Raw genomic sequence first — 12,827 nt, 5'->3', positions numbered from 1 at the left:
ATTAAGCGATTTTCTGCTCTTCATTGAACATGGAGTTGTTCGTTTTAGGGGGAGTGTCGGCGTTACTCTGAGTTTTTAAACAACCACCATTAGCCTACGTAATGTTACCATTATGGAATCTTCACCAATAAAACCAGCGTAGTGAGTGCTGGTTTTATTGTCTTATCTAATCGTAGAGTTACTTGCTGTTCAAAAAATGAACGGCCTTGTCAGTAAAATCAGTAAAGACGCCATCAACACCGACTTTGAAGTAAAACACATCTAGCATGTCATCAAAATTCTCTGCATAAACAGGAATTCGACCTTTATCTGCTCTGAAAGTATATGGATGAACTTCTAGTCCTGCTGCTTTTGCTTCAGTCATTAAAGGCTTAATAATGATATTGTCGGGGGTCGATTGATCATCAACTAGCATCGGTTTCCATGGCCCGATACCGTCTGCATATTTTGCGACTTCCGTCATTGCTCCAGTTTTAAACATCCAGTCGTAGTTATAAGGGGTTATATTTCCTTCTTTATCCACGACCATCGTCTCATTCCAACTGGTTTCCGCTAAAAGCTGTACAACTTTAAGATCAATATTCATCTTTGGCATCAATACTTCAGAGATGCGTTTGGTTTCAGTAGGATCAAAGCACTGCACGTAAACCATATCTTCTTTACTGTCGTAGCCATAGGCTTTAAGCGTGTTTAATACCGCCAAAGAGATGTCTTTACCCTCATTTTGATGAAGCCAAGGCGCTTTTATTTCCGGATAAATACCGACATTACGTTTGGTGGAGTGGTTGAGCCCTTGAATTAACTCAATAGCTTCTTCAAATGTAGCGACTTGAAAATTTGACTTCCACAAAGGGAAGCGATCTGGAAAGCCAGCTTTGGACAGATCTTGCACCTGATTTGGTTCTGAGTTGTCTGGAATTTTAAACCCTTCAGTTACTCGTAAGGTTTTTATTTCAGCTAACGTAAAATCGATAGCAAACCAACGTTTTACCCCATCAATCATACGGAATCGATTTGGGTATCGATTCATCACATCCGTCGTTCGATCCAAAGTATGATCATGTAAAACAACCAACTGATTATCTTTGGTCATCACGACATCTTGCTCTATATAATCAGCCCCCATAAAGTAGGCCGCAGAGTACGCTTCAAGCGTATGCTCAGGAAGATAGCCACTGGCACCACGGTGCGCGATGACTAATTTATCTGCATTGGCAAACACCTGTCCGGATACTGAAATAAGTATCGCAGTAGTAATAAGTTGTTTTTTCAATTTTTCGTCCTTTTTATTATCGCTATTTTTATAACCAGCCAACAAACGGATTAATTACTTACTGCAAAAAATGGAAAATACTACTCACCTAAACGAATCGAACATTCGATTATCACGATCAAAGCCTCTTATAACAGAGGGACAAAAGCAGAAAAGCAACACTATTTATAATGTTAAACACGGAGCGTAACTATGAAAGAAACCTTCGTTCGAGCATATAGTGCTCATATGAGCATTAAATTGCTGTGATTAGGTTCTAATAATTGATTGTTATTAAAGATGTTATAGAAGAGACACACACAAAACAAAGTTCGTAAAGGAAGGCGATATGGGCGCGTCATTTTTGCTTCCATGTTTGTAACGAAGATAACAAGTCTTCTAGCACTGGCCCTGAGGCATGACGACGCGACACTAAACAGCCAATAGGCGTTAACCAACCATCAAATTCGTGAGCGACGGGCAGTGCGACAAGCTTTTTTGCGGCCAACAGATCCGTTATTGCTTGCTCTGGTGCAATTGTCCACCCAATGCCTTTGCACGCTAAATCAAGTAAGGTTTGGTGAGTGTTGGCATACCATCGCTTCGAGCTTATTCCATAACTGAACCACAACTCTTTGCGCTCTGAACTGCGATGCACCAACTGGCGATGGCCTTTTAAGTCGCTACCATTGACTAAGGTCAACGCTGCTAATTCGTGTTCAGGTGCTACCACAGTTAAAAATCGGGCTTGGCCTAACGTGGAAAAATCCATATCGACTTTAAGTTCACCATTTAAATATACGATACCTACTTGCGCTCTCCCTTCCCGAACCAGCTCTTCAACATCAAAAGTTGAAGTGGTGATGACTTCCATATTAGTTACAGGGTATTTATCAGCTAACTGTGCCAATGTGTGCAATAACTCGTCGTCAATTAGGCTTTCATCTATTGCGATAACCAGCTCGTATTCGTGGTCCCTTTCTAGTGATTCTACCTTTTGATCAAAATACTTTTGTTGATGCAAAATTGATTGAGCGATAGGTAATAACGCGTGGCCTTTTTCTGTCAGTACCGGTGTATTTTTCTCGCGGTTAAACAGTTCTTGGTTAATGGAAATTTCCAAGTTGGCAATGGCTTGACTCACACCCGATTGAGCGCGCTTTAATTGACGAGCCGCCGCCGAGAATGACCCGCTTTCACATACGGTGACAAAGATTTTTAGCTGTTCAAAACTGTACATGCGATTCGCTTATTAAATAGGTTATTCATTCAACCTATCACGATTGGTGATGGCTGTTAACTTTATCTCTTTTCCTTGCTCTCTATAATCGCGGCTTATTCATTTTTGCTACATTAATAAACATCAAGAGCCATGCTATGAAAACACCGGAACGAATTTTCCATGCCGTATTATTTGAAGTATTGGCGGTATCTCTGTCTATCCTGGGGTTAGCCCTGTTTACCAATCATGATACCACCGCTCTATCAGGAACCATGATAGTTGTTGCGACCATTGCCATGGTTTGGAATTTTATTTATAACTGGATTTTCGATCGGTTTTTTACCGGAGAGAAAACACACCGGACCATTTCGTTACGTGTTTTTCACGTTGTTTTGTTTGAATTAGGCTTACTGGTTGCAACCGTTCCTGTCATGGCTTATTTACTCAATGTTAATCTCTGGCAGGCTTTTATGATGGATATTGGCGTTACCGCTTTCATCACCATTTATGCATTCACCTTTAACTGGGTATACGACAATGTAAGGGCGGTATTCGTGAGAAGAATGGCAAGAACGGAGTCGTTAGTGATGTAAATTGTAGTTGGTATTTATGTTTGCCTTTTTGCCCATAGAATGCGCTGGAGTAATGGGTGGGCGTTGTCTTAAGATGGCGCCCCCAAGTCTAGACGTTTTCAAATCAGTGAGCGACTTCTAAGCAAACGTATACTCAAGGCTAATGTTCAGATTTAACCTCATCTTGGGTTTCAAGCCCAGATGCAGCAATTAGAGCGTCCCACCAATCGTAAACGAATAAAGAGGCGTAAATAGGGAGGATGGCCCAAAGTAATGGGTCATCCCACACCGTAAACGTAACGCCAACGGCGGCGATGGCTAAGTTCAGAGATACCAACAAACAGTAGCAGTTTAGTGAGGTGGGCGAGTGTACGCTGAAGCGGGAAAGTAAGCTGCGTTTTCTGATAGGTCGCTTCAAAAACGCCAATAATACCGGCAGCCATTAAAAGCCCGATTACCGTGAGTATAGCGCTTTGGTTACTCTGCTCCATCTGACGCATACTATCAAAGGTGGCACTAAACAATATTGGCAGAATGAAGATAAGAATCATCACTTGCCTCACAGCCACTTCAATATAAAAACGCTTTTGCTTCACATGGATCTCCTTTTTAAAATTTGCAGAGAAACCCCGCGTCTAATTCATTGATTTTTCTGTATCGAAGACGTTATCGCCTTGTAATTATAATAGACACACATTATTTGGTGTGCTCGCTTGCGTTCGAATGTTAACAGCGGTCGCAATTGCCAGACTTGGGTTGGTATTCCATGATGTTTCCCCGTGAATCGATGGAAAAATCGCAGCAGTTGTTGAACAAATTGAACAGCTTTGCGCGGCTTTGCTTTACTCGTGATTTCAGCGTTGAGTAGTTGATGCCGTGCTTATATGCATAGTCTTTTTGCGAAACGTCTTCGATTTCGATAGCAATCAACAGTTCAGCGTCTTGGTTAGGCAGTTGGTTAATAAACGGCAGAAGGCACTGAGAAAGATCATGGATAACTTGCTCACTATTTTGCTCGCTGTACCACAAGTCATCTTCTGTTAACGCATTCTGTTTCTTGTTCTTGCGATAGAAATCAATAATGGTGTTGTTGGCTATTTGGAACAGCCAGGGTTTGATTTTGCTACCATCTGTCACCGTTTGAAAACCATGATAAGTTCTAATCAAAATTTCTTGAAATAGATCTTCAGCATCTTCTGGATTGGCAATTCTGCTGTGTAAAAACGCTTTCAAGCTGGATTGATATGCCGACCAGATAGATTCAAATTTCATGTGATTTAGTTACCCTTACAATGCGATGTTATCCGCTGACTTTACATGAGTAATACAGCTACTCAGGACGAGGTTCAGAACTGAATGCGGATTTGCCCTGAGCGACTGTATTTCACTTAAACAATACTATTAACTTCAATCATAGTCTCTTTTTTAGTTGCAACATGAATGAGAAGAGGCAGAGCAATTGCTCGGCGGACACGTGGTTTCATGACCATCGATTAAGCTTGCTAGGTAGGTATTCGTTAAGTAAAAGCCACTAAAGGTCGCGACGAAATCTTGTGGTACCGTTTTGTCGGTAAGGCCAGATTCGATAAGCGCTGCTTGCCACTTTTGAACTTTTGGAAAGGACGCTAGCATGTCAAAACCGGACTGATCTTTGATGACTGCCGCACGATGCAGCAATGGTAGCCACGCAATATCCACGTTAGAGATGTCATTCCCTTTGAAAAATAAAGAGTCACCGAGTTTATTCTCGGCCTTTGCGAACGCTTTAGATAGATTGGCTAAACGGGTTTCAAATGTTTCTTTGTCCTTACTCCCCATCGTTCCACATTGTGGCATGTAGTGTTTCGTTGCTTGATATGTCCACGCACGATCTAACGCTTTTTGCTCGGGTGATAGCTGTTCTATGGGGGCGTATTTATCATCTAGGTATTCGGCGATGGCGTCTGATTCAAACAGCACGGTGTCATTTTCCGTGATCAACACGGGCACTTGACCATTTGGAGAAATATCTAAGAACCATTGCGGCTTGTTACTTAATTCAATGTATTCAATTTCAAACGGTACATTCTTTAGTATTAGCGCTCCCATTACTCGTTGAACAAATGGGCAGTTTTTAAAGCTAATCAGTTTTATCATTGTGTTGCTCCAAATCAGGTTATTTTTTACTTACACCTAATAAGACGAGCAACACTTAAAAAAGACGAAAATTTTATTATTTTTTTGAAAAAACTGTTGTTGTACGCCGTAATATCTCTGAGTTCTGCCTATCATCGAGCAGCGCCCATAAAGCATGGGCACTCAGTTAGTTGAACTATCATGAGAGACTAAATGGATGACAGGCACCCATCGAGTCTGTGTTATCAAGAAGCTTCACGCTCGGGTTCAGCTTCTAGAGTTTCTGAGTGATTCAACCAGTCCATCACTGCTTCATTAAACGCGTCAGGCTGTTCTACCATGACCCAGTGGTGGGTGGGCAGTTCAATGACTTGATTTCCTTCTATGTTGGCCATTTTGGTTTGCCAAGGCTTAGAATGGAAATTACCGACTTTATTGCCACCATAGATAAACAAGAAAGGTACTTGAATATCAAGAGGCTTAGTGCCAAGCGGGCGACGCATAAAGGTAGAGCTCCAGCGCCAGTGGTAGGAATAAGTCATGCCTGAATGGACAAGCTCGCTAGGAGCCGGAGCATTAAACAAGGTGGCGACTTTGCGTGTCATCCAATCACCCACACCGCCGCCAATGTTCCACGCGGCCATTAACCAGAGTTGATAGCTAACAAGCACCAGCTTTGCTTTGGTCGATAGGGTCATATCCGGTGAGCCAGCGTCACCGACATCAACCCCAATGATGCGTTTCACTTTGGCTTGGTTACGCATGTAATATTGATAACCATACACACAACCCCAGTCGTGCAGTAACAAGGTCACAGGTTTGCCGTTACTTACCGTTTCAACAACACTGTCGATAACAGAGAGCACGGCATCGAGGTCGTAGTAATTTCTTGGGTGATGCTTTTCGTAACCAGGCAAAGAGAATCGAACACAACGGTATTGGCTTTTTAAATGCTCGACTTGCGGCTGCCAAAGTCGGTAGGTATCTGGCCAGCCATGTAGCATGACAATGGTTTCTTCTCCGCTTCCGTCGATGAACACATCGTTCCCATTCACTGTTATTGTCTCTGTCATTTTTTAGTCCTTTGTCATTGACGCTATTGTGTGGCAACTACGCTGCTCAGCTGATGAGCTAAACTGTTTAGCTCGTCGACTTGCAGGCGAAGGTGATTGTCTTGTTGTGATACTCGGTCAGCCACTTTTGCAATGTGAGTGACATTGGTCGCGACATCATCACTGGCACAACTCAGTTCTTGAAGGGTAGTGACTTGCTGTTTCATTGCGAGAGAAAGCTGCTCTACGGATGTCATCGTACTGCTAACTTGATGAATGATCTCGGTGATCTCTTTGCTTGTTTGGCCTATTACTTGTTGACCCGCTTCGACTTCTACTCGGCTGCTATTGAGCAGTTGGCGTATTTCATCTGCCGATTGGTTACTTTTCGCTGACAGCTCTCGTACTTGGTCAGCAACCACGGCAAACCCACGGCCATATTCACCCGCCCGCGCCGCTTCTATGGCTGCATTTAACGCGAGTAAGTTGGTTTGTTCGGCAATATTGGAGATGAGCTCGGCGACACCTGTGATCCGCTGATTAGCGACTTGAATTTTTTCGATGGCTTGTGTTGAGGCGCCGAGGCTGGCAATGCTATTTGATGCCTGCTGGGTGATGGTGTCGCTGGGTTGCTTGAGCTGTGCGACAGATTGATCAGAAGTGTGGATATCTAGCGTCATCTGTTTTAATTGCTTAGACAATTGTTCTGCAGAAACGGTTTGGGAATCGCAGCTTTGGTTCAAGACCCCAACTTCGGCGCGCAGTTGTTGCGATTGTTGACCTAACGAATGTGCCACGGTGGATAGCTGGCCTGCATTCGCGCTGGCTTGTTGCAGTACTTTGCCCAGTTGCTGCTCACCTTGCTTGGCGCTTTGGGTGGTGTGTTCCATCTGACGCTGCGAGATTAAACTGGCATGCTGATAACTTTCTCGTCGCTTCGCGCTGTAGCTTTGCGCGATAACAATGATGGCGAGAGGCACAATTAACCCAGACCAAGCGTCGATCAATTGTGCGGAATCCGTTAATTGAAGATTGGGTATGTGCTCGCCATTGAGCTGCCAATAAACCATAAGACAAGAGGCTGAAATGACAACCGCGCTCCATAGCCATGCTAAGGAAAGTTTAGCGGTTAGAAAAAAGGCGACCAGAAGTACCGCGATCCAAAAGCTTTGAGTAGACTCAAGTACACCGCCACTTTGGTAAATCAGGTTAAGTGCATGAATTACCATACCGGAAAAGCCAATATTGGTGGCGAGGCCACTTTGTTTGAATTTTCCAATCATGATTGCTGCGACGATCTCGGCAGCAATGCAGTAAATGGAGCTGGTCATCAGTGGCGAGTGGCTCACTTGATACCACTTGATTAGGCTGTAAATACCCGTCAAAAATGAGAGTAGAGTAAAATAGAGTAGTATTTCAACTTGCCATCGTTTTTGTTCTGTCCAATCATTTGGCTGATATCCAAATAATCGGCTCCATAGGGTGAAAGGTCTCACGGCACTAGCCTCCTTAATTACAATTAGAGTATTAACTCTATAATAGAGTAATTGTTCTAATGGTAATTTATCGAGAAACTGTTCACAAATTCAGCAATAGGTTTTTAAACCGGTTTCGGTTACATTTTGTTTGATGAGGGTGACGCGATAGTGGGCAAAAACTGATCCGAAACGAGCGCGAATACGTATGGGTATTAAGTGGAATATTCAGGGGAATAAGATGGTATTACTGACGATTTTTTATGATGGAACTTGCCCGCTATGCGCAAAAGAAATGGCGGCATTGAGAAAGAAAGACAGCAATAAAAACATCAAAACAGTCGATATTTTCAGTGATGATATGGTGGGCTACCCAGAGATTGATATTACAGAAGCCAACACCATTTTGCATGCGTTAGACCAAGATAGAAAGCTGCTACTAGGGCTGGATGGCGTGCATCGAGCGTGGCAAATTGTCGGCAAAGGTTGGCTTTATGCACCTTTGAGATGGCCGCTTATCAAGCCCATTGCAGACAAACTGTACCGAGTGTTTGCCACCCATCGTTACCGCTTTTCATTGTTGCTCACTGGTCGTTCTCGTTGTAATTGCAAAGAGTAGGGCAATAAACAAACGGAAGTTTCTCCATTTTTATGCACCGACGCCTAGGAGGCAAATCAATGAACATGAGCGAGTTTTCCAATTTGGTCGGCTTATCTCCTCATACTCTACGGTATTACGAAAAGATAGGGCTGCTTAAAGATGTGCGCAGAAACATAAGCGGGCATAGAGAGTATTCTGAGAAAGATCTTAAGTGGGTGAGTTTTGTCAAACGGCTAAAGGAAACGGCGATGCCGTTAGAGGAAATCTTGGAGTATTCAAGGTTAAGGGAGGCGGGATCTGAGTCGGTCTTGCAGCGTCAAACCCTTTTAGAGCAACACAAAGATAACTTGGTCTCCTATATCGAGCAGCAGCAAAAGCATCTGCTGGCATTAGATGAAAAGATTTGCCTGTATAAAAGCGGAAAAGTGGGTTGACTTAGAGTTAACTCTAACTTGTATGGTGTCCCTGTATTCACTCAAAAGGGACATATAAATGGAAAATTCACGTTTTGATACTGGCTTAGCGTTACTCACAAAAATTGATGGGCAGGCAGGGGAAAATGTCATTGAAAGCTTGCAAGATATCTGTCCAGATTTAGCCAAATACACCATCGAATACCCATTTGGTGATATTTACGCGCGCCCCGGATTAGACTTAAAGTCTCGCGAAATGGCGACGGTTGCGGCATTAACGGCGCTTGGAAATTGCGCACCTCAACTTAAAGTCCATTTGAATGCAGCGCTTAATGTAGGCTGTAGCGAAGAAGAAATAAAAGAAATCATACTGCAAATGTCTGTGTATGCAGGCTTCCCCGCCGCTCTTAATGGCATGTTTGCGTTTAAAGAGGTGCTGGATCTTCGCGCAGAAGAAAAGTGATGCGCCTCAAAATTACGATTCACTGAAGTAGTGGCCAAAATCTTGAAGCCGTATTCTGGCGCTTTGTATTTGGACTTGAGATAGTTTAAGACGGGCAGTCTCAATTACCGTACTACCCGTTTACTTGTTTAATTCTATGTGCGAAGTACTTTCGTCATCGCTTCACACAGACGAAAATGGCGTTGCCAGATGTCTGATCCCATGGAATAAGTTTTTCATAGTCATGTTCAAATACATGAACGTCAAAATATGGCTTTAATAATATCATTAAGGCGTTGAAGTTGAATGCCACCATAGGGTGGGTATCGTGCCACACTTGTACGTCTTTTGATGTGCTCTTTTCGATACAGAGCCTAAGTGATTGCTTATCACCTTGACCACAATACTCCCAACCAGAGCTGAATGTTAGAGCGCTGTCTTCTTGTGATGCGGTGTGCCTGACAAACAATTTATTGTTGATCTTATCTTTATCTACGACGTTAAAACAGAAAACCCCATCAAATGCTAATGCCTCATAAATACTGGCAAAGCACGCTTTTAGTTTTTCAATACCATCGTTATAGTGGATGGAGTAAAGAAAACAGGTGATTAAATCCAGTGGTTCGCTTACCTTAAAATCACTCATATCTTGTAAGGTGAAGTGAGCTTCAGGGCAACGTGTTTTCGCTATATCTAACATCGGTTGATTGATATCTAGTCCCTGACTTTGGTAGCCAAAATCAATGAAATGTCGAACGTGTGGCCCGGTTCCACAGGCTAGATCTAGGTGATTTCGACCACTGTTGCCAAAGAGTTGATGCAATCTACGAACGCAATTACTTTGAGCTTGGTAATCAATATCAACACCATTAAATCATAGTAACAGGATAGATCGGTATATAGTGCGTTAGTCGACATTTTTGACTATTCGCTTCATGTGAAAATTAGGATGGCGCATGGTAATCCAATTTGGTTCGATCACGAAGAAAATCTATGCTGGTGGGCCAATATTTTTAAACCGCGACAATTTATAGAGAAGTCGCTAGAGGTTAAAAACAACTAAGTAGCTTCCTCCTCATTAACAGACACACACCACCACTCATTAATCACTCATCATTAACAGACACACACCACCACTCATCACACTCATTAATAGACACACACTAAATACCGATTCTAAATGAAGAGGTTAAGTAGGTTCTGTAGTCAGCTATTCTTCACCGAGTTCGGTGTTGTTTACACAGAAAATGTGGGTGGCGTGACTTGTTTTTAGCAAAGCACGACTTCAGTTTGAGTTTGCAGTAAACGCCGTTAGCCAACTTAATGCTGGCATAGTGTTTATGGTTATGAAGTGTGGACTGTCTATTCTATCTGATAGTAATGAATTCTTGATTTATCTAGCGCTACTTTTGCTTGATCTAGGCTGCAAGGTGAACCAATTGCTGTGAAACGTTTTCTTTCAAGTGAAGTACAAATTTCTAGCCAATTTCTTTCGTTGAAGTTGAGCCTTTCTAGAATTGGCGGAAAATTAGAAACCATCGAGGCTTTACCTTCTCGAAACTGCCTTGCTGTCCAATCTACCAATTCGATGTAATCTATTAGGCTAAAGGGTATCCCGTCCATCAGTTTCTGTGTCGAACTGCCAATAAATGGATGCAAACAAGGTGCGGTTTCTAGGTTGTCATTAAGCGCCCTTAACCTTGCTTTTATCGAGGTAAACTCAGATTGCTCAGGCGATTGTGCAATGCCTGCGCGTACAGGGTTTAAGTCTACATACGTCATGGCTGCAGCTAGGGCTTTTTCATCGAGTAATGCTTGGCTTTTGAATCGGCTTTCCCAAAAGTGGCCCGAGCACTGGTCTTCGTGATTAGCCTTACAAGCAATATCGTAGTTGAGTTCTTTCATGAACCAGCTTAATGACCATAACCTTTCTCGCCATTTTTCGATGATTTCTGCGCACTTGTCTTTTTCAGCTTGGGTTTTTAGTTCGTGACGAAGCCAACGTTGGAGCAGTACTGGCAATTTATGGTTATGACTCCAGCGCTCAACTACCTCATCAAGCGATAACCTTAGGGCTTTGTTACGATTAATGTGTAATACCAAATGGTAGTGGTTGCTCATCACAGCATACGCGCATACGTCGATGTAATAGGTATGTGTGAGTGATTGAATTTTGTGTTCAATCCATTCCCGACGGTGCTCGTAGCTCTTGTTGGTGACGCTATCTTCACCACATAGGAAGCTTTGTCTTACACACCTTGAAACGCAGTGGTAGTAAGGAGTCGCATCGACTGAAATGAGTTGTTTTCGAGCAGTAGCCATGAACTTTCTCGGTGAGTTTTTTACCAAGATAGCAATTGCGTCAGGAAGGAAAAGCTGGAGGAGAAAAACTGGAGTGCCATCGACGTAAAGTCAGTCGCATGCTCATACTATTTGGTGTGTGTCCACTTGGAGGTGCGTACTGCAAATGTCTGTGTATGCAGGCTTCCCGGCCGCTCTTAATGGCATGTTTGCGTTTAAAGAAGTGCTCGCTGAGAGAGTGGAATAATGAGCGTTTCACTCTTCAACTAACGCATCCCCAACAAACAAGATATCTCCCAATAGTGCTTGAGAAGAGGTAATCGCTCATATTGACAATATATACGATATGTATACACTTCGTATATATTTAGTAATTAAGAGTACATAATGGGTATAGTTAAGATATCTGATGAACTGCATGAAGAGTTGAGAAAAGCGAGCTCTGTTATGCATCGCTCCATCAATTCACAAGCTGAGTTTTGGATAAAAGTCGGCATGTTGGCGGAGTTGCATCCACAGAAAACGTTTAATCAAATCATCGCCGACTTAATGACCTCTGCTGAAGTGTCGCTTGCCAATATCAGCACAGATCAAGGGAATAGCGATGTACGATAGAGTCACAATAAAAAGCGATGCTGAGCAAGATCTCATGCGAGAATCAGGGCGATTGCTTGCTCTCGTATTTGAGATGCTAGATGCCTACGTTAGATCCGGAATTTCCACAATGGACATCAATGATACCGTTGAACGGTTTATTGTGGACGAACTGTCAGCACGACCGGCGAGCAAAGGGCAATATGATTATCAATATGTCCTTAACTCTTCCGTCAATGACGTCGTCTGCCATGGCATACCTAAAGCAAGCCAACGTCTAAAGCCGAGGGACATCGTTAACATCGATATTACGTTAGAAAAAGGGGGCTTTATTGCCGACTCTAGCAAGATGTTTATCATGCCAGAGGCGTCGCCTTTAGCGAAGAGGCTGGTTGATGTGACTTATAAGGCGATGTGGGCTGGAATAAAGCAAGTCAAACCGGGGGCAAGGTTAGGTGATGTAGGCTATGCCATTCAACGCTTTGCTGAGAGTCACGGCTACAGTATTGTCAGAGAATATTGTGGTCATGGCATCGGACGAGAAATGCATGAAGAGCCTAGTGTGCTTCACTATGGCTTACCTAATAGTGGCCTAACGCTGAAAGAAGGCATGGTGTTCACTATTGAGCCCATGGTAAATCAAGGTTCTGCCAAAGTGCGAACGAAAAAAGATGGTTGGACAGTGGTAACCAGAGACAAAAAGTTGTCTGCCCAGTCGGAACATACGATATTAGTAACCCGTACTGGTTATGAAGTACTCACTCTTCGCGCCGAAGAAAAGTGATGTC

General features: G+C 43.1%; 14 protein-coding genes and 2 pseudogenes. 7 read left to right on the top strand and 9 right to left on the bottom strand.

Annotated features, from left to right (window positions below):
• Window positions 1–178 precede the first annotated feature (178 nt).
• Window positions 179–1,258, bottom strand: coding sequence for a glycerophosphodiester phosphodiesterase (gene glpQ / locus VTAP4600_RS08980; protein WP_231897911.1), 1,080 nt, complete (start codon window positions 1,256–1,258; stop codon window positions 179–181).
• A gap of 352 nt (window positions 1,259–1,610) precedes the next feature.
• Window positions 1,611–2,492: a LysR family transcriptional regulator gene (locus VTAP4600_RS08975; RefSeq protein ID WP_102522487.1), complete on the bottom strand. Its 882-nt coding sequence runs from the start codon at window positions 2,490–2,492 to the stop codon at window positions 1,611–1,613.
• Between the two features lie 137 nt (window positions 2,493–2,629).
• Between VTAP4600_RS08975 and VTAP4600_RS08970 the strand changes: the two genes are divergently transcribed.
• Window positions 2,630–3,067, top strand: coding sequence for a PACE efflux transporter (locus VTAP4600_RS08970; protein ID WP_102522486.1), 438 nt, complete (start codon window positions 2,630–2,632; stop codon window positions 3,065–3,067).
• Between the two features lie 257 nt (window positions 3,068–3,324).
• Here VTAP4600_RS08970 and VTAP4600_RS08965 read toward each other — a convergent pair whose 3' ends face one another.
• From VTAP4600_RS08965 to VTAP4600_RS08945, 5 genes are all read right to left on the bottom strand, one after another.
• The gene (locus VTAP4600_RS08965) at window positions 3,325–3,642 is read right to left on the bottom strand and encodes a hypothetical protein (RefSeq protein WP_231897775.1); all 318 of its coding nucleotides are present in this window, start codon (window positions 3,640–3,642) and stop codon (window positions 3,325–3,327) included.
• A 130-nt stretch (window positions 3,643–3,772) separates the two neighbouring features.
• Window positions 3,773–4,318 (bottom strand): RNA polymerase sigma factor SigZ, encoded by a 546-nt coding sequence (gene sigZ, locus VTAP4600_RS08960; RefSeq protein ID WP_102522485.1) that lies wholly within the window; start codon window positions 4,316–4,318, stop codon window positions 3,773–3,775.
• A gap of 153 nt (window positions 4,319–4,471) precedes the next feature.
• A complete protein-coding gene (locus VTAP4600_RS08955) occupies window positions 4,472–5,182 on the bottom strand; it encodes a glutathione S-transferase family protein (protein ID WP_102522484.1) in 711 nt (236 codons plus the stop codon).
• A 224-nt stretch (window positions 5,183–5,406) separates the two neighbouring features.
• Complete coding sequence (locus VTAP4600_RS08950) at window positions 5,407–6,234, bottom strand: alpha/beta fold hydrolase (RefSeq protein WP_102522483.1); 828 nt, start codon at window positions 6,232–6,234, stop codon at window positions 5,407–5,409.
• Window positions 6,235–6,257: 23 nt separating this feature from the next.
• The gene (locus VTAP4600_RS08945) at window positions 6,258–7,709 is read right to left on the bottom strand and encodes a methyl-accepting chemotaxis protein (protein ID WP_102522482.1); all 1,452 of its coding nucleotides are present in this window, start codon (window positions 7,707–7,709) and stop codon (window positions 6,258–6,260) included.
• 220 nt (window positions 7,710–7,929) lie between these two features.
• Here VTAP4600_RS08945 and VTAP4600_RS08940 point away from each other — a divergent pair, with 220 nt between their 5' ends.
• Genes VTAP4600_RS08940 through VTAP4600_RS08930 form a run of 3 tightly spaced genes read left to right on the top strand, consistent with a single transcriptional unit; the run spans window position 7,930 to window position 9,165 of the window.
• A complete protein-coding gene (locus VTAP4600_RS08940; RefSeq protein ID WP_102523946.1) occupies window positions 7,930–8,307 on the top strand; it encodes a thiol-disulfide oxidoreductase DCC family protein in 378 nt (125 codons plus the stop codon).
• 59 nt (window positions 8,308–8,366) lie between these two features.
• Window positions 8,367–8,723: a MerR family transcriptional regulator gene (locus VTAP4600_RS08935; RefSeq protein WP_102522481.1), complete on the top strand. Its 357-nt coding sequence runs from the start codon at window positions 8,367–8,369 to the stop codon at window positions 8,721–8,723.
• 58 nt (window positions 8,724–8,781) lie between these two features.
• On the top strand, window positions 8,782–9,165 hold the full coding sequence (locus VTAP4600_RS08930) for a carboxymuconolactone decarboxylase family protein (protein WP_102522480.1): 384 nt from the start codon (window positions 8,782–8,784) through the stop codon (window positions 9,163–9,165).
• A 154-nt stretch (window positions 9,166–9,319) separates the two neighbouring features.
• On the opposite strand, the pseudogene VTAP4600_RS08925 reads toward VTAP4600_RS08930, so the two are convergent.
• Both VTAP4600_RS08925 and VTAP4600_RS08920 read right to left on the bottom strand, forming a co-directional pair.
• A pseudogene (locus tag VTAP4600_RS08925) lies at window positions 9,320–10,062 on the bottom strand (class I SAM-dependent DNA methyltransferase).
• A gap of 444 nt (window positions 10,063–10,506) precedes the next feature.
• Window positions 10,507–11,466 (bottom strand): transposase, encoded by a 960-nt coding sequence (locus tag VTAP4600_RS08920; protein ID WP_172443104.1) that lies wholly within the window; start codon window positions 11,464–11,466, stop codon window positions 10,507–10,509.
• 136 nt (window positions 11,467–11,602) lie between these two features.
• On the opposite strand from VTAP4600_RS08920, the pseudogene VTAP4600_RS08915 reads away from it, so the two are divergent.
• From VTAP4600_RS08915 to map, 3 genes and pseudogenes are all read left to right on the top strand, one after another.
• Window positions 11,603–11,692: pseudogene (locus VTAP4600_RS08915) on the top strand (carboxymuconolactone decarboxylase family protein); the annotation flags it as partial.
• 140 nt (window positions 11,693–11,832) lie between these two features.
• Complete coding sequence (locus VTAP4600_RS08910; RefSeq protein WP_102522478.1) at window positions 11,833–12,060, top strand: ParD-like family protein; 228 nt, start codon at window positions 11,833–11,835, stop codon at window positions 12,058–12,060.
• Entirely contained in the window at window positions 12,050–12,823 is a 774-nt protein-coding gene (gene map, locus VTAP4600_RS08905) for a type I methionyl aminopeptidase (RefSeq protein WP_102522477.1), read from the top strand. Before VTAP4600_RS08910 ends, map begins: the two co-directional genes overlap by 11 nt.
• Window positions 12,824–12,827: the final 4 nt, after the last annotated feature.

The sequence above is a fragment of the Vibrio tapetis subsp. tapetis genome, assembly GCF_900233005.1.
Classification (GTDB): Bacteria; Pseudomonadota; Gammaproteobacteria; order Enterobacterales; family Vibrionaceae; genus Vibrio; species Vibrio tapetis.
Note: the sequence above shows the minus strand (reverse complement) of the source record. Positions and strands in the feature narration are given on the sequence as shown.

Bases quoted from the DNA above. Each gene is read 5' to 3' on its own strand.
- VTAP4600_RS08975 (WP_102522487.1), bottom strand. From the start codon at position 2,492: ATGTACAGTTTTGAACAGCTAAAAATCTTTGTCACCGTATGTGAAAGC.
- VTAP4600_RS08970 (WP_102522486.1), top strand. From the start codon at position 2,630: ATGAAAACACCGGAACGAATTTTCCATGCCGTATTATTTGAAGTATTG.
- sigZ (WP_102522485.1), bottom strand. From the start codon at position 4,318: ATGAAATTTGAATCTATCTGGTCGGCATATCAATCCAGCTTGAAAGCG.
- VTAP4600_RS08955 (WP_102522484.1), bottom strand. From the start codon at position 5,182: ATGATAAAACTGATTAGCTTTAAAAACTGCCCATTTGTTCAACGAGTA.
- VTAP4600_RS08950 (WP_102522483.1), bottom strand. From the start codon at position 6,234: ATGACAGAGACAATAACAGTGAATGGGAACGATGTGTTCATCGACGGA.
- VTAP4600_RS08940 (WP_102523946.1), top strand. From the start codon at position 7,930: ATGGTATTACTGACGATTTTTTATGATGGAACTTGCCCGCTATGCGCA.
- VTAP4600_RS08935 (WP_102522481.1), top strand. From the start codon at position 8,367: ATGAACATGAGCGAGTTTTCCAATTTGGTCGGCTTATCTCCTCATACT.
- VTAP4600_RS08930 (WP_102522480.1), top strand. From the start codon at position 8,782: ATGGAAAATTCACGTTTTGATACTGGCTTAGCGTTACTCACAAAAATT.
- VTAP4600_RS08920 (WP_172443104.1), bottom strand. From the start codon at position 11,466: ATGGCTACTGCTCGAAAACAACTCATTTCAGTCGATGCGACTCCTTAC.
- VTAP4600_RS08910 (WP_102522478.1), top strand. From the start codon at position 11,833: ATGGGTATAGTTAAGATATCTGATGAACTGCATGAAGAGTTGAGAAAA.
- map (WP_102522477.1), top strand. From the start codon at position 12,050: ATGTACGATAGAGTCACAATAAAAAGCGATGCTGAGCAAGATCTCATG.